Genomic DNA, 19776 nt, shown 5'->3' with positions numbered 1-19776 from the left:
GGATAGGATGATGCTAAATCATAAACAGCGAGGCTTTGCCGGTATCATCATGTTGGCCATCTTTGGGATTGTGATGGTGCTGATGGTCACAGGCGCAATGCGTTACATCCAGTCATCGCAAGAAGCGGGTACCACAGTACATGCAGTGACCCAAGCCCAAGTGCGTGCGTGGACAGGCGTTGAGGCGATGCGGCAGTTTTTTTACCAATCTGGGCCTACTCAGTTAGCCACGCTAAACGTTGGAGATGTGATCGATTTTCCATCTGCAGCTGGTGTCACCGGTCAAGTTGTGGCCATCTCTACCACAGCGGCGAGTTGCGTGGATGGAGTGCAACTGACGGTCAATATTTTTGGTACTGCCGCACAAACGTCCTCCGGTGTGCAAAGCATTTTTTGCGTTGCTGCAGGTACCACACTGACCACTTATAACCTCGATGATGCCGTACTGATCAAAGGTGGGCTTACCTTGGGCGGCGATATCAACGTGCTTAACGGCAATAACAGCAACACCTCTTTCTATGTTGAGGGTGATGTGTCGGGCCATGGCAGTATTTCAGGTTTTAGCTTGCTGTATTCGACCGGCAACCTTACGTTAGGCGGTCATCAAAATATTGCCACCGTTGCGGCCGAAGGCGATGTCACACTTACCGGCAGTGGTGCATATACTAATGTCACCGCGATGGGAAACATCAGTATGTCTGGCGGCGTTAACTCGCTGTCTGCGAAAGCCAATGGCAACATCACACTTAATAGTAGTGCCGATGTGCATGGCACGTTAGCGGCTTTAGGTGATGTGTTTATGGACTCGAGTACCTCTGCAGGCAGCGTACTAAGCCAAGGTAACGTGAGTGCCACCAATGCCAGTATTGGCAATTTGATGGCAGAAGGTAACTTTACCGAATCCAGCGCGGGGTCTGTTGGCAGTGGCCAAGTAGGTGGCAGCATCAGTCGCGCCAATTGGAATAACAGCGTAAATGTGACTCACGTGGAAGGGCTGCAAGTTGCGATATCGCCAGTTACACCGGTAAATGTGCAGGATTTGCGGATTGATGCGTGGGCGTTAAAGTCAGCGGCAAACTTGGCATTTGATATTGATCTTAACGGCAATATTTTAGTGCAAGTGCGTAATATGAGCGGCATTGCCAACGGCAACTACTATCTCGCCGGCAAAGGTAAGAACCAAGATTACCTGTGCGACACACCAAGTTATGCATCCGGCAGTTGCTATAAAAAGATTTGTGTAGGGTATTCCGATAGTAATAGCTGTTTCAAATATGTCAGTAAAGATGATGAATGGCAGCTTGATGGCTCGCAATTTGTGCCCGCGGTGCTGTGGTTTAATGGTTCTGTTAACGTCGGTACTGGGCGCTACGTTGACACCATTATTGCCACCAAAGACATTTCAACCAGCGGCAGCCACACCATCATGTCGCTTAATTTTGCCGGTTATAACGATGTCTGTGCGACATCCAATTTTGGCAGTTTTCATGCGACTGATCTGTGTTCGGCTGGTGAGCTTCACTATAGCCCCATCGCCAACATCGCCTTGCTGGCGGGTGGTTATGTCGAGGACACCTTTTACGGCGGTGATATCCATTTAGGTGCATCTAGCGAAGTGTTCGGCAGCGTGATGGCGGGCAACTTACTCTACAGTGGTGGTAATACGACCATTCATGGTTATCTCTCGGTGGCTAACCAAAGTGGTGGCACTGATGGTTCCGATTTTAGAGGCTCGACGACCATTGATTTGTCTAACTTGCCGACGAGTTATCGCCCAGGCGAAGTGATAACCGGCAATGTGGAGCAGGGTGAGGGTAACACTGGTAACACAGGCAAAACCAAAGTGAGTCAGCTCTGGTCTCGCTATCTGTAATCTTTGTTGCAACCGGTAAAATAAAAGGCCGCGTCTATCGCAATAGACGCGGCCTTTTTGTGATTAGCGAGAGAATTACTTCACGCGCATACCCGGTTGTGCACCTTCGTGTGGCTCAAGAATCCACAAATCTTTACCGCCAGGGCCTGCGGCTAACACCATGCCTTCAGACAGACCAAAACGCATCTTACGTGGGGCAAGGTTAGCGACCATTACTGTCAGCTTACCTTCCAGATCTTCTGGATTGTATGCTGACTTGATGCCAGCGAATACTTGACGGATTTCACCGCCAATATCTAACTGCAGCTTCAACAGTTTGTTTGCTTCGGGTACGGCTTCTGCCTTTTTGATCAGCGCAATACGTAAGTCAACTTTAGCGAAGTCATCATATTCAATGGTCTCGCTGATAGGATCTTCTGTCAGCGGGCTTGCAGCTTTCGCAGGCTCAGCGGTTGCTTGTAGGTTTTCTTTAGATGCTTCAATCACCGCATTGACTTTATCAAGCTCGACACGTTGCATCATTGGCTTGAATGGGTTGATTGCATGGCCATCAATCGCATTATTCAGGCCATTCCAAGTCAGCTGAAGGTTCATAAAAGCTTCAACGTCGTTAGATAGGCGCGGTAATACTGGCTTCAGATAGGTCACCAGAATGCGGAACAGGTTGAGCGACACAGAGCATACTTGATGTGCTTGGGCTAAGGTTTCATCAGCCTTGACTAATTGCCATGGGGCTTGTTCTGCCACATAACCGTTAGCGATATCGGCCAACGCCATGATTTCACGAATTGCTTTGCCGTATTCACGGGCTTCGTAAAACTCAGCAATCTGCGTTTGTTTAGCAAGGAACGACTCAGCCAGGCTGCTATCGCTCATTACCGCTAACTTGCCGTCAAAGCGTTTGGTGATAAAGCCCGCTGTGCGGCTTGCCAAATTCACCAATTTACCGACCAAGTCTGAGTTTACTCGTTGGGTAAAGTCTTCCAGATTCAAGTCGAGGTCATCGATACGGCCAGACAACTTAGCAGCGTAGTAGTAGCGCAGGTATTCAGGATCTAAATGGTCCAGATAGGTACGCGCTTTAATGAAGGTGCCTTTTGATTTTGACATCTTGGCGCCATTCACCGTCACATAGCCGTGAGCATAAACGTTGGTCGGTTGGCGATAACCCGCACCTTTCAACATTGCTGGCCAGAACAAGCTGTGGAAGTAGACGATATCTTTACCGATGAAGTGATATACCTCAGCGTTTGAATCGGCACTCCAGAACTCGTCAAAGTTCAAGTCACTACGCTTGTTGCACAGGTTTTTAAATGAGCCCATGTAGCCAATGGGAGCATCTAACCAGACGTAGAAGTATTTGCCCTGCGCATCAGGAATTTCAAAGCCGAAATACGGCGCATCGCGGCTGATATCCCACATCTGCAGGCCTTGCTCAAACCATTCGTTCAGTTTGTTGGCGATTTCTGGCTGTAATGAACCTGAGTGAGTCCACTCTTTCAACATGCCTTCAAAGGCAGGCAGATCGAAGAAGAAGTGCTCAGACTCTTTCAATACGGGGGTTGCACCACTGACCGCTGAACGTGGGTTAATCAGTTCAGTGGGGCTATAGGTAGCACCGCAAGCATCACAGTTGTCGCCGTATTGATCTTCTGACTTGCATTTCGGGCAGGTGCCTTTAACGAAACGGTCCGGCAGGAACATCTGTTTTTCTGGATCAAACAACTGAGAAATGGTTTTGGTTTTGATGTAACCATTTTCACGCAGCTTGAGGTAGATGCCTTGCGCCAACTCGCGGTTTTCATCGCTGTGAGTGCTGTGATAGTTGTCAAAACCGATGTTAAAACCAGCAAAGTCAGCTTGGTGTTCGGTGTTAACTTGGGCAATCATCTCTTCCGGCGTTATTCCCAGCTGCTGGGCCTTGAGCATAATCGGGGTGCCGTGAGCATCATCTGCACAAATGTAGTGACATTCGTTACCGCGAAGTTTTTGAAAACGCTGCCAAATGTCGGTTTGGATATATTCCAGCATGTGCCCCAAATGGATCGGTCCATTGGCATATGGCAAGGCGCTGGTGACAAGAATTTTACGTTGAGAATCTGACATCTTTTATTCGTTCTAACTAAAGGCCCAAAAATAGTGGCACAGATACTAACCGATCCGTGCTTTATTTTCATCATGAGTAAGGATAAGTGCGTTAAATCTATTCCAAATTCGGCATTAAGATCTGGTACACTTGGCCAAATTTACTTGTTGGGGATTGAGTTTTGTCTTCTGTCACTCCGGACTTTCGTCTCGACGAAGCACTGCTAAGCAAAGTATTGGCAGTTTTAAACGCGCATCAGGATCCATACCTGAAGCAAGGGTTAGTTGACGCTGGTATGGTCAACAAATTGGCCTTGGAAGGCAATCGTTTACAACTCGGATTAGTGTATCCCTATCCATGCCAATCGCTCTACCGCGATACCGTGATGGCGATTACCAATGCGTTGGTTGCTGCGTGTGACCAAATCGCTGAAGTAGAAGCTGAAATCGACCTGCAAATTAGCACGTACTCAGCGCTTGCCAGCATTCCACCCATTCCCAATGTAAAGCAAGTGATTGCGGTCGCTTCTGGTAAAGGCGGCGTGGGTAAATCCACCACTTCAGTGAACCTTGCTTTAGCATTGGCTGCTGAAGGCGCGAACGTAGGGATTCTTGATGCTGATATTTACGGTCCATCAATTCCGATGATGCTCGGTGTTGAAGATTTTCGCCCAGTGTCGCCAGATGGCAAACACATGACTTGCGCCAACGCGCACGGTATCAGCGCACAAAGTATCGGGTTCATTTTGACTGATGACCAAGCAGCCGTGTGGCGTGGCCCAATGGCGGCAGGCACACTGGTGCAGCTGGTGAATGAGTCATTGTGGCAAGACCTTGATTATCTGGTGGTGGATTTGCCACCAGGCACCGGTGACATTCAACTGACGCTGTCGCAAAAAGTGCCCGTGAGTGGTGCTGTGATTGTGACAACGCCGCAAGATGTGGCCTTAGCCGATGCGCAGAAGGGCGTGACCATGTTCCAAAAAGTGAACATTCCCGTGCTTGGCGTCGTGGAAAACATGAGTTTTTATCTGTGTCCTGAATGTGGTCATAAAGATCATCCATTTGGTAGCCACGGTGGTCAGCGTATTGCTGAACGTTACGGTGTACCTATGCTGGGTGCTTTGCCGCTGAATATTCAGATCCGTGAAAACATGGACAAAGGTACGCCAAGCGTTGTGGCAGAGCCTGATGGTGAGATTGCGGCAATCTATCGTGATTTGGCCAGAAAAGTGGCCGCAGGTTTGGCACAGCAACAAACCCAAACCAAAGTTTCTATTGCTATTTCGGACGACGAGTAAGTTTTAATGAGTACGCCTGCTTGTGTAGTGATTGGCATCGCTGGAGCTTCTGCTTCAGGAAAAAGCCTGATTGCACGCACTATTTATGAAGAGCTATGCCGCGATTTGGGTACTGACCAAATCGGGGTGATCAGTGAAGACAGCTACTACCGTGACCAAAGCCATTTGGAAATGGAGCAGCGAGTATTGACCAATTACGATCATCCTAAAGCGTTAGATCATGAGCTGCTTGGCACTCATTTGACCATGCTGAAAGAGGGCAAACCGGTCGAAATCCCTTGCTATAGCTATACCCAGCATACCCGCACGGGTGATTTTATGCTGATGATGCCGAAAAAGGTCATCATTCTTGAAGGGATTTTGTTGCTTACCGACCCTCGTCTGCGCGAGTTGTTGGACGCCAGCGTATTTATGGATACACCGCTTGATATGTGTCTGCTGCGCCGCTTAACCCGCGATGTGGAAGAGCGGGGGCGTACTATGGAATCGGTGTTGACCCAATATCAAAAAACCGTCCGTCCAATGTACCTGCAATTTATTGAACCCTCTAAGCAATATGCCGATATTATCGTGCCTCGCGGTGGTAAAAACCGTATTGCGACCGATATTCTAAAAGCACGTATTCAACACCTTTTGGTCAAGTAAGGAGAAGTGCCGTATGCGTTTGACCGATAACGAAATTATCGCCTGTTTAGATGATGGCACCATCACGATTGATCCTCGTCCTGAAAGCGATGCCATCAGTGGTGTGAGCGTGGACGTGCGTTTGGGGCATACGTTTCGTGTGTTTAAAGATCACACCGCGCCTTACATCGATTTAAGTGGTCCTAAGGCGGAAGTGCAGGCGGCGTTAGATCGGGTGATGAGCGATCAAATTGACATCGCTGACGGTGATGCGTTCTTTTTGCACCCAGGCGAACTCGCGCTTGCAGTGACCTTTGAAAGCGTGCATCTGCCCGCGGATATCGTCGGTTGGTTAGATGGGCGTTCATCATTGGCACGCTTAGGCTTGATGGTGCACGTCACTGCCCATCGTATCGATCCGGGTTGGCAAGGACGTATTGTGTTGGAGTTCTACAACAGCGGTAAATTGCCGTTAGCCTTGCGGCCATTGATGACCATTGGTGCGCTGAACTTTGAGCGTTTGTCTGGTCCAGTGGCTAAGCCTTATAACACCCGTAAAAATGCTAAATACAAAGATCAGCAAGATGCGGTAGCGAGCCGGATCAGTCAGGACTAACGCGTGGCGCAAACATGGATTAACGGCAAAATGGATGCGAAGCTCGACCCAAGCGATCGAGCTTTTGCCTATGGTGATGGCGTGTTTGTCACTATGGCCGTTGATTCACAAGGCCAAGTACGTTTCCTTGAAAGCTATCTACAACGCTTGCAAGAATCGACAGCTCGGCTCGGTTTTTGTTGGCGTGCCTCGGCGGATTTACTGGCGTTAATCGATTCAATCGCGCAAGCCCATCCGCTGCACTGCCTCAAATTATTGGTTTCTCGTGGTGTGGGTGGTCGCGGTTATGCTGCACCTGCTGCGCCAACACCGAATGAAGTCCTGAGTGTCAGTCAGCTTCCTGCTCAATATGCGGCTTGGCGCGCTCATGGTGTCAGCCTTGCGTTATCTTCCGTTACGTTGGCCGCACAACCACTGCTTGCAGGTATCAAACACTGCAATCGATTAGAGCAGGTATTGATCAAGTCGCAGTCGTTACCGAATGGGACGGATGATTGGCTGGTGTTGGATCAACAACAGCAGATTATCGAAGCCTCAATGGCTAACCTCGTGTTGTTATTTTCGATGGCCGAAAAGCTCATCGCCGTCAGTCCAAGTCATGCTCAAAGCGGCGTATCTGGGGTCATGCGGCAACAGCTAATCCTGCAACTTATAGAGCTCGGTATCGATGTTGAACTGCGGCCTGTGTCATTGACTGAACTCAAACGCGCCAAACACCTGTTGCTGTGTAATAGTTTAATCGGCGTGGTGGATGTAGTCTGCGCAGACGGCGTTCATTTTGAACGCTGGAATGCCACTGCATCGTTGCAGCAAACGTTGGTGCCGCAATGAATAAATGGATAGTGCGCCTGTTAGCGGCAGTGTTTAGCCTTGCTGCGTTAGTGGCTGTCGCAGGATTTTGGGCTTACCAACAAACAGTGCAACTGGCACAGCAACCGCTGGTCGTTGCCGAAGCGCAAGAACTCGCCTTGCAACGCGGAGTGTCATTTCGCAAGCTAGGTAAAATATTAGCGGAAGATAAATTAATCGCTTACAACTGGCGTTGGAAACTGCTGGGTAAATTACACCCTGAACTGACACAGATCCGCAGTGGGCTGTATGAAATCACGCCGAGCGACACAGTGACCACATTGCTGCAACGGATCGCCAGTGGTGATGAAAAGCGCTTTGTGTTGACCTTAATCGAAGGCAAAACCATTCAAGAGTGGCGCCAATATCTGCAAAAGGTGCCACATCTCAGTGTGGATAACGACGTATTTAACAAGGTGTTAGCTGCCAATGGTGACAGTAGTGAACTCCCCGAGGGCAAGTTCTTCCCGGATACTTACCAATATCGCGCATCCAGCAGCATCGAAACAATTTTGAGCCAGAGTTATGGCAAAATGCAGCAGCAGTTAGCGGAGATTTGGCAGAACCGCGATAGCAATCTGCCCTTGGAATCTCCCTATGAGCTACTGACGTTAGCCTCGATTATCGAAAAGGAAACCGGGCAAGAGTCTGAGCGGCCACTGATCGCCGCAGTATTTATTAATCGGCTGCGTAAAGGTATGCGCTTACAAACCGATCCAACGGTAATTTATGGCATGGGTGACCGCTTTGACGGCAATATTCGCCGTAAAGATCTACGAGAAGCAACACCATTTAATACCTATGTGATTAAGGGCTTACCGCCAACGCCGATTGCGGCACCGGGACGAGAATCTTTGCTCGCAGCAGCACATCCAGCCGATGTGAACTATCTCTATTTTGTGTCTCGTAATGATGGTTCCCATATTTTTTCATCAACCTTGGCTGAACATAATCGAGCCGTTGATAAATACCAGAGAAATAGATAATGGCTAATCCGACTACTGCCGGAAAATTTATTGTAATTGAAGGTCTTGAGGGCGCTGGCAAGTCTAGCGCTATCGCCTTAGTTAGGGATTTTTTGCATCAGTTGAACGGTGCTGAACCAGTTTGCACCCGCGAGCCCGGTGGCACCCCAACGGCAGAAAAGATCCGTGATTTGGTCAAGCAGGTAAGCAACGAAGACCCACTCTGTGACGAAGCAGAATGTTTATTGATGTATGCGGCACGGGCGCAATTAGTGGCGAATGTCATTAAGCCAGCGTTGGCCAAGGGGGATTGGGTATTGGGTGACCGCCACAATCTATCATCGTTGGCTTATCAAGGCGGTGGCCGAGGTTTACTGCCACTGGTTCAAGCCGTGAGTCGCGCCACCTTGGGTGATTTTGCGCCCGACTTAACCTTGTATTTAGATATTCCGCCTAGTTTAGGGTTAGCCAGAGCGGCTAATCGTGGCGCACTGGATCGGATTGAACAGCAAGCCATAGAATTTTTCGAACGCGCGCGTGACACCTATTTAGCACTGGCTGCGGCGGATGCCAATATTGAAGTGATTGATGCGACACAACCGCTTGAAAAAGTGCATGCCGATATCCTTGCGGTATTAAAACAGCGCTTGGTGGACTGATGAGCTCGTTACCTTGGATTAATTCAGCCCTGCAGCAATTGCAGCAACAACAGCAGCAGCAACGTCTGGCGCATGCCTTGCTGTTACCGCTTGCCGTTGCTGATGGTGGATTACTCCTCGCTCATGAAATTGTGGCCAACTGTTTGTGTGATAACCACACCAATCCAGCCTGTGGGCAATGCCGTGCCTGTCGCTTACTCGCCGCGGGTAACCATCCTGATGTGTATTGGCTCAAGGCTGAGGGTAATCAAATCAAGGTAGAGCAGGTTCGCGAACTGTGTCAGTCGCTTGCAGCCACAGCGCAGCAGGGCGGATATCGCATCGCCGTTATTCAACAGAGCGAGCGAATGAACCAAGCTGCCGCCAACGCACTGCTTAAAACCTTAGAAGAACCCGGCCGCAACACCTTATTGCTGTTGCAGACTGATATTGCCGGTGGCTTGTTGCCGACTATCACCAGCCGTTGTCAGCGCGTGAATGTGCAACCACCTTCGCTGAATGACGTTGCTGCTTGGCTACAACCATTAACGCTCAGTATTGCAGACTTGGCATGGTCTCTGCCTGTTGTTGGTGGCGCGATAGCGTTAAAAGAAGCGCTGCAGTCAGAGCGATTTAACCAGCTACAGCAATTTAAAACATGGGTAGAACAAAGCTTTAGTACCGGGCACCTTGTTCAGCAATTATCTGATGTTAAAGAAGATAATATTTTCGATGTGTTGAAACTGGTTTATCACGTGCTCTTGGAGCAGTTAAAAAATACCGCTGTAGAACCTTTTGTCTGCGCCAAAATCGCCGAATTAGCACAGCGTGTAATGCAAGACAGCCGTCAACTAATGCAAATGCCAACTGTCAATTATTTGGCAATTTTGCAAAGTTATGTCATAGAATATAAGAGACTGAAATAACGAACGTATCTTATGGTTGATTTGATAGCGAATTTCGACACTTTACATCAGCTTTATCGCGCCTATATGCCGTTTATTACCCCGGCAGGATTGTTCGTGGCAACGACAGAGCCTCATTTTCTCGGTCAAGATATCAAGGTAGGCTATCGTTTGCCTGGCAGCACCGGCATGCATGAGTTTCAAGGCGTAGTTGTGTGGATTAATCCAATGGGTGCTTCCGGCGGTCGTCCTGCAGGGATTGGCGTCAAAATAGTCTCTGAAGCTGCCGAACACAAACAACTCATTGAAAACTTGTTATCAAGAGAATTGGCCAGCGGCGATTTGACCTGCACCATGTAGCACAGTTATTCTGTGCGCCCTCATGTTTTTCCTCGGAAGTTGTTGTGTTAGTTGATTCCCATTGCCATCTGGACCGTCTGAAAATTGCACCAGATGAAGCGACGCTAAATGCCGTATTAACCGATGCCCAATCGCTCGGTATCTCCCATTTTTTATGCGTGAATGTACGCCTTCAAGAGTTTGAAGCGATGCAACAACGTATGATGCCATTCCCTAACGTATTGTTATCAGCCGGTGTGCATCCGCTAGATGTTGAAAATGGTGTATCCGCTGCTGATTTACGCCGTTTTGCGCAAACCGACAAAGTCGTTGCGATTGGGGAAACGGGGCTGGATTACTTCTATAGCCCAGACAACAAAGCGCTACAGCAACAATGTTTTGAATCGCAAGTTGAGGTGGCGGTTGAACTCAACAAACCGCTGATTATTCATACCCGCGATGCCCGTCAAGATACGCTCGATATCCTCAACAATGGCCACGCTGAAAAATGCGGCGGTGTATTACATTGCTTTACCGAAAGCTGGGAAATGGCAAAAGCTGCGATGGATATCGGTTTCTATATCTCTATTTCGGGGATTGTGACTTTCCGTAATGCTGATGCACTGCGGGATGTAGTTAAAAAGATCCCGAAAGAACGCTTGTTGGTTGAAACTGATTCACCATTTTTGGCGCCAGTACCGCACCGTGGCAAAGAAAATCAGCCTGCGTTCGTAAAAGATGTTGCCCGCTTTGTGGCGGAGTTACGCGGCGAGTCGTTCGATGAGTTGGCGGCCTATACCACAGACAACTTCTTTAACTGCTTTAAAGAAGCCAAGCCATATCGTTGATAATAAGGCAGTATTGTGAAGGTCACGGCTGAGTTTAAGATTCAAATCCGCCGGAAGCTGCTGTTTTTTGGTTAAACGACAGATAAAAAAAGGCCCAAAACTATTTCCAATGTTCTGGGCCCAGGGGAATGGCTCATTAAGAGCCGTGCGCTTAAGTCGAGATGTGACAGGATTGCTATCTCTGATCAAAGTCTAGACGAGATTTTAAAATGCAATGCGCATTTGGGTATATTTTTTATACTAATTGGTTATTAAATATACTTCTATGTTATTTTGAGCTGCTAGATGAAACCTTGTCACGCACTTGATGCCGTGGCAATTGGTTCTTCAAGCGGTTACCAAGATGCTTTGCCATTCCCAGCGGTACCCCTTGCCACGCTACCAAACATTCACCTTGCGCTTTTTCATTGCCAGCAAGGGCAATGTCGCGCCCCATCAAGTACTCAATGGCTTGCGGCTCAGTTAGCTCAATCGCGCTCGCTGCATAGGCGAGGGCAGAGATTGCTTCCTGTTGCACTTTGAGACCATGTTTACTGACTTCTGCTACCTTAAGCCCTAAGCGCTGGAAACGCATTTTGTCTAATAGTGGCGCAATGCCCTCGGGGAATAACCAGATTTCATCATCCCGCTGCCACAAGCGTTGTTGATCAAAGTTGTATTGCAGTAATTCACCAATCGTTTGCTTAAGTTCCTGAAACTGCTTGTGGCTGATCGGTGTGAACGGGAAATTTCGCGCTTTATTGTTGGTGCTGCTTAGTGGCTGCACGGAGGCAGTCTTTTTCAGTTTGGCCACGAAGAAGCCTTCGCTGTCATAGATCTGCGGCCAGATATGCAAGAAACCTTCTTCTGATAACGCTTTGTCGGCATTGGGAAAAAGATTGGCTAACGACACAAATTCAACCGCATCACCATATTGCTGCTTTAGAAAGTGGCACACCTGATGGTTTTCTCGTTTATTGAGCGTGCAGGTGGAATACACCAAGGTGCCACCGGGTTTGAGTGCCAAAAAGGCGGAGATAATCAAATCGCGTTGCGTCGCGGCAATGTCGTCGATATCGCTTTGACGCCAATCTTTAAGTGCCAGCGGATCTTTGCGAATCGTGCCTTCGCCACTGCAGGGCGCATCCAATAAAATTGCGTCGAAAGTTTCATAAAGATATTCACCAAACACCCGCGCATCAAAGTGGGTCATGGCAGTGTTGCTGACTCCCATTCTGCCAAGATTGGCATGCAGTATCTTAGTGCGGCTTGAGGAATATTCGTTTGCCACCAATAAGCCGCAATTATTCATTAATGCAGCAATTTGCGTGGTTTTTGAGCCTGGGGCTGATGCCATATCCAATACCGCGTCTGGCATCGGCAATTGGTCAAAGAGTGCGGTAGGCGGCATCATTGAACTGGCTTCTTGAATATAAAATAACCCTTGAAGATGCTCAACGGTATTACCGGGTTGAATATCGTTTGGCGCAGTGAACCAAAATCCATCGTGACACCAAGGCACGGGCGATAATTCCCAACCAGCGGTGGTTAAGCGCGTAACCAGTACCTCAGCACTAATTTTAAGCGTATTTACTCGTAATGATGGTCGCAGAGGTTTATCACAATAGGCGATAAAATCGTCGAGGGATAATTCTGCGGGCAAATCATTCGCGATACTATTGATAAAATCTTGATTTAATTGAACCATAACCGATAAGCAGCATTACAAATTGCGCCGATTATAGCATTAGGTCGGTCAAAAAGCTGGAGAGCGAGTTTGCTAAATAAGATTTGGAGTTACTTCTTTGCGGTGGCCTTGGCGGCTGTGGCGTGGCGTTTAGCCCATGGTGATACAGACGTGGTGGGCACGACGATGGCCGCCGTGTTTGATAGTGCCACCTTAGCGGCGAAAATCGCCTTGGGATTAATTGGCGTGTTGAGTTTATGGATGGGGTTAATGCGCTTGGGCGAACTGTCGGGAATGATTGGCGTGTTAGCAAAGTTGTTTGAGCCATTGCTTGCCAAATTGATGCCCGAACTCCCTAAAGGTGATCGAGCCTTTGGTAGTGTGACTATGAACCTCACTGCAAACCTGTTGGGTTTAGATACTGCAGCCACGCCACTGGGCTTAAAAGCCATGGCCGATTTACAGCGACATAATGGCCAACCTGACACGGCCAGTAATGCGCAAATCATGTTTTTAGTGCTGAATACCTCGTCGGTTACGCTGGTGCCGGTGACTATCTTTCTCTATCGCGCTCAGCAAGGCGCCGTTGCTCCGGCAGATGTATTTTTGCCGATATTACTAGCGACCTCCTGCTCGACATTAGTCGGGCTGTTAGCGGTTGCATGGTGGCAACGGTTGCCGTTACTCAATTTGACCGTAGCGGCCTATGCCGCCGCAGGTGTTGCATTTTTAGGGAGCTTAATCGCTTACCTCGGCACCTTGAGCGCAGATATGATCGGCCATGTATCGACACTCGCTGGCAACATAGTACTGCTCGGGCTTATCTTTTCATTCGTGCTTACGGCATTGGTGCGCCATGTGGCCGTTTATGAAGAGTTTGTTGATGGTGCTAAAGAGGGCTTTGAGCAAGCGATAAAACTGATCCCATATTTGCTAGCCATGTTGCTCGCCATTGCACTGTTGCGTGGCTCAGGTGCGCTCGATCTGCTACTTGACGCGTTACGCTGGCTAGTGGCGTTAGTTGGTATTGATAACCGTTTTGTTGATGCCTTGCCTACTGCCCTGATGAAGCCTTTCAGTGGGTCCGGTGCCCGCGCCATGATGTTAGAAACCATGAATCATTATGGGGTGGATTCTTTTGCTGGGCGACTCGCCTCGATATTTCAAGGCAGCACAGAAACCACATTTTACGTGTTAGCGGTTTATTTTGGCGCGGTGGGCATTAAAAATGGTCGCCACGCCGTTGCTTGTGGCTTGCTGGCCGATGTTGCAGGGATATTGGCCGCTATTGTGCTCGCTTATTGGTTTTATGGATGATGACTTTCGGGGTGAAAGTACGGTTATCCGATTACCTCATGCCAAGCTACGGAGCTAGGACTCGTTATCTTGAGCTAATTGACCAAATTTTAATAATGCTACAAAGTAACCTTGATTAGTTGCTCACAACATGGAATCGACAATTTAAATATGGATATTGCACTGCTATTTTTGCTGACTTGCATCGTACTGCTCATCGTTATAGCACTTTTAGGTAGTAAACCGGATCAATCCCAATACACATATCAATCGACTCAATTTTTGCTCACAAAAGCAGAGCGTTCTTTTTATGGTGCATTAGTCCAAGCAGTTGGTAATGACGCCTTGGTATTTGCCAAAGTGCGCATTGCAGATGTGCTGGTGCCGATATCAGGAATGAATCGAACAAACTGGCAACGGGCATTTAATAAAGTGTCATCAAAGCACTTTGATTTTGTTTTATGCAATAAAGACGATTGCTCACTTATACTCGGCGTTGAACTTGATGATGCAAGTCATAACACCAAAAAGGTTCAGCAACGTGATGAGTTCGTAAATAGAGCGTGTGCCTCAGCTGGATTCACTTTACTTAGGGTTAAAGCTGCAAGGTCTTATGTATTGGCTGACCTTAGGCAACTAGTTAAAGATGCTATAAGCACTTCCTGCAGCACAGCAAATGAAGAGGTTATCATTGCGCCAGAGGCATATAGTGATGTTCCTACTGCAAATGAGGAATACACAGCACAACTCAAACAGACCGTGGAAAAAACAGAGGAAGTCACATCGAGAACATGCCCTAAATGTGGTGAACCAATGGTACTTAGAACAGCAAAATCGGGCAGTAATGCAGGGCACGAATTTTGGGGGTGCAGTGCATTTCCAAAATGTCGCTGTATTTTAGATTAAGTATGCCCCATTGAAAGTCGGCGTCATAAATTTAGGCTAGGTGTGATACACACTGATTGACCAAATTTTAGTAATACTACAGAGTGTCTATAGAAATCAGGCCGTACCAGTTGGGTGTTTAAGGCATGGGAGGCGAAGTGGCGCTAATCAAGTGCAGTGAATGTGGCAGGGATATATCTGATAAAGCGATGGCGTGTCCCGGATGTGGATGGCCGTTACCTAACGCAGTTAATGCCAACCCTGTTAGGGTAAAAAGGTCTGGTGCGAAATGGGAATTCGGAGGCTTTATTCTCATTTGTAGTGCAATAGTTGCTGCAATTGCAGGTTCAAACCATTTCGCTGTTTTAGCAGGCTTTAGCGGGCTGGTGATATTTATCATTGGCAGGATCATCGATTGATTCTGATTTGCTATTAGAAATAGATTGTTATCAAGTTTTAACCGCTTCTCTAGACAGGTAAGTTACTCACTTACGGTAACTCATTTTTGTCCAAAAGCTTTTTAGCATGCATAAAAAAGGCGGTCTCAAACTGAGACCGCCTTTGGGTATTTTATCAGCTTGCTGTTACAGCGCTGGAGCCCATTTTAGCCAGTCAGCTTGAGGTTTGTTCTCAAGGATGAACGGGGCTTCTGCTTTCCCTGCGGTTTGAGTATTAAACTCCGTCGCGACCCCAATCCCGCCAGCGATGATATTTTCCATTGAGCCTGTTTCGACTTGTACGCCAGAGAAAATCCCAGCGTCAATCTTAATCCCTGACAAATCAAAAAAGTGGCTGCTGGCATTAACCAGATGTTGATACTGCTCGGCGATTAGGCCGTCGATCACCACTTGATTGCCTGCTGCTGATAATTGGTAGTGGCTGACTTCACCAATGCGAATACCACGGTAGAAAATACCCGTGCCTTGCTTGATGGAACCCAGTTCGTCGCGCACTAAGGTAATGGCCAATGGATGACCGGTGTCGATTGCGGAAGCGGCAGGCGCCACCGCAAACTGGTCAATGAGCTGGGCAGCCGTGCCGGGCGTCACCGAAATAAACGGGCCCGTAATCACTGCGCTGGCGTTTTTAACGCCGTTTAACGATAGCTCAGCATCTTCAAGCTGATAGTGACTGTCGCTACGGCGCAACTGCTCGGCAAAACGACCGTAGAGATAAGCTGTTGCGGTTAACGCTTGCATATCATCGCTCAGATGTACCTTGGCAACGGTGCCAACCGTGTTGCCGCGATAGCGGATATCCGCACCAGAATGTAGCCCAGCACTGAGCGGCAAGGTTAATGCAACGGGCACTGACTGTTGCTCGGCCAAGGTTTTGCTGGCGTAAAGTAGGTGGTTATCTGTCGCAGGTTCGCTAAGTAGCCCAAGCGTAACGCCGCCTTTGATAATGCCTGACAACGGAGCAACCGATAATTCGACACCATTGAGGTTGGCATCTAATGTCAGCGCTTCTGTGGGCCAAAATACGCTGCGTTCGGAAAGTAATGACCGATAGGTTGGGTCAATTGCCAGCGTAATTGCAAAACTGTCATGAGCGGCTTGCCACTTAACGTCGCTGACTTTGCCAATTTTCATCTGTTTGTAAAAAACATCGCTGCCATTGCTGACCGCCGTCGTTGGGCTATGGAGTTGCCATACCAATTGCTTTTGATGTTGGTAGTAGTGGCTGGCGGCTTCTGCAGACGCAAAAATCGGTAAGCGGGCATCGGTGCTCAGACTTTTGCCTTTACCGGGGCGCAAATCGATTCTGCCTTTAGTGATGTTATCAACATCGGTGCCATTCACTTCGATCCCCTCAAGCGATGCTTTCACCTGTAGCGGTGATTGCACAATGAAGTCGCTGCCTTGATTGACTAACTTGGCGAATGGTGCATCGATTTCAGCAAGAATACTAACCCCATTAAAATCGCTGTTGAGGTTAACGGCGGTGACTTCACCAATTTTAACGTTGCGGTAGCGAATATCTGCCCCAACGTTGGTACCGGGGTTTTCGGCGGCGAATAGGGTAATGGCTAATGGTTCGCCGTTTGATTCTGGTGCCGCAGCCAGTAACGGATATTCGGTTTTAGGTGAACCTGAACCTGGGGTAAAGCGAATGACATTACCGCTGATCAGGCGCTCAGGATGGGAAACTTTGCTTAGCGACAACTCTGCACCTTCTACCCAAAACTGCGCATCAGTGCCAATTAACGCTGAGTAAGGGCGGTCCATGCGAATGTGGATCGCTACACCATCATCTGTAAGTTTCAGTTCTTCAACTTCGCCAACCGGCAATTCGCGGAACACCACATCGGTACCGACTTTGATGCCGTCGGCACTCGCCGCGGTTAACAGAAAGCTGCTACCACCTTGGGCTTCTTGTTGGCTGTCGTACAGTTGAAAGAGCTGATCATCGTTTGCTGCAGCGGAGAGTTCTGGTGAACTAAAGCCGATACCGCCAGCGAGAATAGAGGCAATGCTTTCAGTATCGATTTTGATACCAGACAGTGATGCATCAACGCGCACACCAGACACATTCCAAAAACGTGAATCTTGCTTGACCAGATGGGCATACTGGCGTTGCACAAACCCTTTAAGTTGGATTTTTTTGTGCTCATCCAGGTGGTAGCTCACGATATTTCCCACTGGAATTTGGCGATAGAAAATGGGCGAACCAACATCAAGTGAGCCAAGTTCGTCTGCGCTTAATTCGATGACTAAACCATCGCCGGCAGGGATAACGGTGGGGGCTTCACGCTCGGCTTCAAACTGATCTTGAAAATCGCCTTCGCCGGGCAACATACCAATGTAGTTACCGGAAAACAGCGCATCTAAGCCCTCAACGCCGGTGATACTGGCTTTTGGGGTGACTAACCAAAATTTGGTGTTTTCACGTAGCAGGCTGTTGGCACGATAGTCGAGCACCAGATCAACGTTCACGCCTTCGAGGTTGTCATCGATGGAGATATCGACCACTTTGCCAACGTTCAAGCCTTTATAACGCACTAAGGTCTTGCTGACATCGATCCCGGTTGCGCTAGGAAAGTGTACCCGTACATCAACGCCAGATTCTCGAATGCTTTTAATGCCCAACCATGCGCCCAAGGCGAGGGCGATGATAGGTAACAGCCATACCGGAGAAAATAACTTTTTTCGAACCACTTTTGGTTGCTCAGGGTGTGTCATCATGTTTATCCAGTTGATCCCAAAGTAGCCTTGTATCCAGAGTCTTAGCGGCTAACTGAGTAAAAAATATCACTAATGCAAACGCGGTAGCGGCGGGCGCGGGCTGTGCGTCAAGCAACTGCCCCATGCTAACTAACGCTACCGATAACGAAATCACAAACAGATCAAGCATCGACCAGCGCCCAATCCATTCAATAATATGAAAGCCAATGGTGAGCTTTTTGCGCGAAATTGGCATGTTGAAACTGATCGCAGAGAGATAAAACGCCAAGCCGATCACTTTTAGCCAAGGCACTAAAATACTGGCGGTGAATACAATTACCGCAATCGGCATCAAATCGGCGTGAACTAAGCGCAATATCCCAGAAAAAATCGTTTCGTGGGTGACTACACCACTTTTGGTGAGGGTGGTGATCGGGTAGATATTGGCTGGAAACAACAAAATGGCGGCAGTGATTAACAAGGCCCAGCTGTTTTGCAAACTGCGATAATTGCGCGGATGGATCGCTGAATGACAGCGACTGCAATGACTCAGCTGTTGGTCATTTAATTCACCACACACTTGGCAGCGGAAGAGCCCCAGCTCAATGCCGCGGGACTTAGTCGTGTGATTCACTGACGTAACCCCACATATGTTCTAGGTTATATTCGCGCTGCAAAAACAGTGTAATCACAAATAACAGGGTAAAGCACAGCGTACCAAGGCCGAAGTAAACATCGGCAAAATCTGATAACTGAAATGAGGTTACCAAAAAGCTGATCACGTAAATCTCAAGCATCGACAATTGGTTAATAAAACTATGATAACGCAACAATCCATTTAAAGTGTCCCGACCAAACTTGGAGCGATACCAACCGGTTTGAATAATCAGTAACTGCGCCATGATCGAACCCAGTAATACCGCCGGTGCGATTACCGCGCCAAGTAACACCCCAAGGCCGACCACCCAATATCCTTGATGCCACACCGCCATTGCGCCTTGAAACACGGTACTGCTACGAATACTGCCGAGAAAATGGATCTCTAACACCGGAAATAGCATTGATGGGATGTACAGTAAAATGGCGGTAATACATAACGCCAACACGCCATTAAGCGCGCAGTATGGTTGATCATAAAGGGCAGTATTGCATTGCGGGCAGACCGCGCGAACCCCTGAGGGCAACGCACGTTTACTGACGACTAAATCGCAGCCGCGACACACAATTAAATTGCAATGTTTGCGCGGTGTCGTTGAAGAACCGGTCATAGAGGAAGCTACTCCACCCAAAAGCGCAATTGGTTTAAGGCCAAAATAATATCATTACCCTTGCCGATAGAGAGCGCAATCTTAACAGAAACCGATAAATGGTTGCACCAGCGGCAAAAAATGTGCGAAGCTTGTACTGTATAAATACACAGTTTAAGGGGCAGTCATGGCCGTTATTACACAATTTGTGGTTGTCAGAGATGGGGTAGAGAAAATGACGTTTGCTTCGAAGAAAGAGGCCGATGCGTATGACCGCATGCTAGATGTCGCTGATAACCTAATTCCGTTCCTGCAACAAAGTGAACTTGAGCTCGAAGATAACGTAATTGAAAAGCTTGCTTTTTATTTAGCATCCAATAAAGATACGCTGTCCAATTTGCTCAAGGGTGGAGTGCCTGAAAAAGCTCCCGCCAAACGAAGCAAAAAATCAGAATCCGAAACTCAATAATAGCGA

At 48.2% G+C, this 19776-nt stretch carries 18 protein-coding genes; 13 read left to right on the top strand and 5 right to left on the bottom strand.

Annotation, left to right across the window (positions count from 1 at the left end; all coding sequences use genetic code 11):
- The first annotated feature begins 10 nt into the window (after positions 1-10).
- A complete protein-coding gene (locus tag JYB87_RS10345; protein WP_207353427.1) occupies positions 11-1873 on the top strand; it encodes a hypothetical protein in 1863 nt (620 codons plus the stop codon).
- Positions 1874-1948: 75 nt separating this feature from the next.
- Here the strand turns inward: JYB87_RS10345 and metG are convergent, their stop codons facing one another.
- Positions 1949-3979 (bottom strand): methionine--tRNA ligase, encoded by a 2031-nt coding sequence (gene metG, locus JYB87_RS10340; protein ID WP_207353426.1) that lies wholly within the window; start codon positions 3977-3979, stop codon positions 1949-1951.
- Positions 3980-4140: 161 nt separating this feature from the next.
- On the opposite strand from metG, the gene apbC reads away from it, so the two are divergent.
- From apbC to JYB87_RS10295, 9 genes are read left to right on the top strand one after another with little or no spacing between them, the layout of a single operon-like run.
- Positions 4141-5259, top strand: coding sequence for an iron-sulfur cluster carrier protein ApbC (gene apbC, locus JYB87_RS10335; RefSeq protein WP_207353425.1), 1119 nt, complete (start codon positions 4141-4143; stop codon positions 5257-5259).
- A 6-nt stretch (positions 5260-5265) separates the two neighbouring features.
- The gene (udk, locus tag JYB87_RS10330; RefSeq protein ID WP_207353424.1) at positions 5266-5904 is read left to right on the top strand and encodes a uridine kinase; all 639 of its coding nucleotides are present in this window, start codon (positions 5266-5268) and stop codon (positions 5902-5904) included.
- A gap of 13 nt (positions 5905-5917) precedes the next feature.
- Entirely contained in the window at positions 5918-6499 is a 582-nt protein-coding gene (gene dcd, locus JYB87_RS10325) for a dCTP deaminase (RefSeq protein ID WP_207353423.1), read from the top strand.
- Positions 6500-6502: 3 nt separating this feature from the next.
- Positions 6503-7330 (top strand): aminodeoxychorismate lyase, encoded by an 828-nt coding sequence (pabC, locus tag JYB87_RS10320; protein ID WP_207353422.1) that lies wholly within the window; start codon positions 6503-6505, stop codon positions 7328-7330.
- Positions 7327-8334, top strand: a complete 1008-nt coding sequence (gene mltG, locus JYB87_RS10315) for an endolytic transglycosylase MltG (protein WP_207353421.1) — start codon at positions 7327-7329, stop codon at positions 8332-8334. The genes pabC and mltG overlap by 4 nt, the downstream gene beginning before the upstream one ends.
- Complete coding sequence (gene tmk, locus JYB87_RS10310; RefSeq protein ID WP_207353420.1) at positions 8334-8972, top strand: dTMP kinase; 639 nt, start codon at positions 8334-8336, stop codon at positions 8970-8972. The genes mltG and tmk overlap by 1 nt, the downstream gene beginning before the upstream one ends.
- A complete protein-coding gene (holB, locus tag JYB87_RS10305) occupies positions 8972-9877 on the top strand; it encodes a DNA polymerase III subunit delta' (protein WP_207353419.1) in 906 nt (301 codons plus the stop codon). The genes tmk and holB overlap by 1 nt, the downstream gene beginning before the upstream one ends.
- A 12-nt stretch (positions 9878-9889) precedes the next feature.
- Positions 9890-10216 (top strand): PilZ domain-containing protein, encoded by a 327-nt coding sequence (locus JYB87_RS10300; protein WP_207353418.1) that lies wholly within the window; start codon positions 9890-9892, stop codon positions 10214-10216.
- A 44-nt stretch (positions 10217-10260) separates the two neighbouring features.
- Complete coding sequence (locus tag JYB87_RS10295) at positions 10261-11043, top strand: TatD family hydrolase (RefSeq protein ID WP_207353417.1); 783 nt, start codon at positions 10261-10263, stop codon at positions 11041-11043.
- Between the two features lie 268 nt (positions 11044-11311).
- On the opposite strand, the gene rsmF is transcribed toward JYB87_RS10295, so the two are convergent.
- The gene (gene rsmF / locus JYB87_RS10290) at positions 11312-12730 is read right to left on the bottom strand and encodes a 16S rRNA (cytosine(1407)-C(5))-methyltransferase RsmF (protein ID WP_207353416.1); all 1419 of its coding nucleotides are present in this window, start codon (positions 12728-12730) and stop codon (positions 11312-11314) included.
- Between the two features lie 69 nt (positions 12731-12799).
- Here rsmF and JYB87_RS10285 point away from each other — a divergent pair, with 69 nt between their 5' ends.
- Positions 12800-14026, top strand: a complete 1227-nt coding sequence (locus JYB87_RS10285) for a nucleoside recognition domain-containing protein (RefSeq protein WP_207353415.1) — start codon at positions 12800-12802, stop codon at positions 14024-14026.
- A 150-nt stretch (positions 14027-14176) separates the two neighbouring features.
- Positions 14177-14911 (top strand): DUF2726 domain-containing protein, encoded by a 735-nt coding sequence (locus JYB87_RS10280; protein WP_207353414.1) that lies wholly within the window; start codon positions 14177-14179, stop codon positions 14909-14911.
- Between the two features lie 563 nt (positions 14912-15474).
- On the opposite strand, the gene JYB87_RS10270 is transcribed toward JYB87_RS10280, so the two are convergent.
- From JYB87_RS10270 to JYB87_RS10260, 3 genes are read right to left on the bottom strand one after another with little or no spacing between them, the layout of a single operon-like run.
- Entirely contained in the window at positions 15475-18072 is a 2598-nt protein-coding gene (locus tag JYB87_RS10270; protein ID WP_207356663.1) for a PqiB family protein, read from the bottom strand.
- Positions 18059-18688, bottom strand: a complete 630-nt coding sequence (locus tag JYB87_RS10265) for a paraquat-inducible protein A (protein ID WP_207353412.1) — start codon at positions 18686-18688, stop codon at positions 18059-18061. The genes JYB87_RS10270 and JYB87_RS10265 overlap by 14 nt, the downstream gene beginning before the upstream one ends.
- A complete protein-coding gene (locus tag JYB87_RS10260; RefSeq protein ID WP_207353411.1) occupies positions 18672-19322 on the bottom strand; it encodes a paraquat-inducible protein A in 651 nt (216 codons plus the stop codon). Before JYB87_RS10260 ends, JYB87_RS10265 begins: the two co-directional genes overlap by 17 nt.
- A gap of 166 nt (positions 19323-19488) precedes the next feature.
- On the opposite strand from JYB87_RS10260, the gene JYB87_RS10255 reads away from it, so the two are divergent.
- Positions 19489-19770, top strand: coding sequence for a YebG family protein (locus JYB87_RS10255; protein ID WP_207353410.1), 282 nt, complete (start codon positions 19489-19491; stop codon positions 19768-19770).
- Positions 19771-19776 lie beyond the last annotated feature (6 nt).

Source organism: Shewanella avicenniae (genome assembly GCF_017354945.1).
GTDB lineage: Bacteria > Pseudomonadota > Gammaproteobacteria > Enterobacterales > Shewanellaceae > Shewanella > Shewanella avicenniae.
Note: the sequence above shows the minus strand (reverse complement) of the source record. Positions and strands in the feature narration are given on the sequence as shown.

Coding starts and splice junctions, on each gene's coding strand:
- JYB87_RS10345 (WP_207353427.1), top strand. CDS start 11: ATGCTAAATCATAAACAGCGAGGCTTTGCCGGTATCATCATGTTGGCC.
- metG (WP_207353426.1), bottom strand. CDS start 3,979: ATGTCAGATTCTCAACGTAAAATTCTTGTCACCAGCGCCTTGCCATAT.
- udk (WP_207353424.1), top strand. CDS start 5,266: ATGAGTACGCCTGCTTGTGTAGTGATTGGCATCGCTGGAGCTTCTGCT.
- dcd (WP_207353423.1), top strand. CDS start 5,918: ATGCGTTTGACCGATAACGAAATTATCGCCTGTTTAGATGATGGCACC.
- mltG (WP_207353421.1), top strand. CDS start 7,327: ATGAATAAATGGATAGTGCGCCTGTTAGCGGCAGTGTTTAGCCTTGCT.
- tmk (WP_207353420.1), top strand. CDS start 8,334: ATGGCTAATCCGACTACTGCCGGAAAATTTATTGTAATTGAAGGTCTT.
- holB (WP_207353419.1), top strand. CDS start 8,972: ATGAGCTCGTTACCTTGGATTAATTCAGCCCTGCAGCAATTGCAGCAA.
- JYB87_RS10300 (WP_207353418.1), top strand. CDS start 9,890: ATGGTTGATTTGATAGCGAATTTCGACACTTTACATCAGCTTTATCGC.
- rsmF (WP_207353416.1), bottom strand. CDS start 12,730: ATGGTTCAATTAAATCAAGATTTTATCAATAGTATCGCGAATGATTTG.
- JYB87_RS10280 (WP_207353414.1), top strand. CDS start 14,177: ATGGATATTGCACTGCTATTTTTGCTGACTTGCATCGTACTGCTCATC.
- JYB87_RS10270 (WP_207356663.1), bottom strand. CDS start 18,072: ATGACACACCCTGAGCAACCAAAAGTGGTTCGAAAAAAGTTATTTTCT.
- JYB87_RS10260 (WP_207353411.1), bottom strand. CDS start 19,322: ATGACCGGTTCTTCAACGACACCGCGCAAACATTGCAATTTAATTGTG.
- JYB87_RS10255 (WP_207353410.1), top strand. CDS start 19,489: ATGGCCGTTATTACACAATTTGTGGTTGTCAGAGATGGGGTAGAGAAA.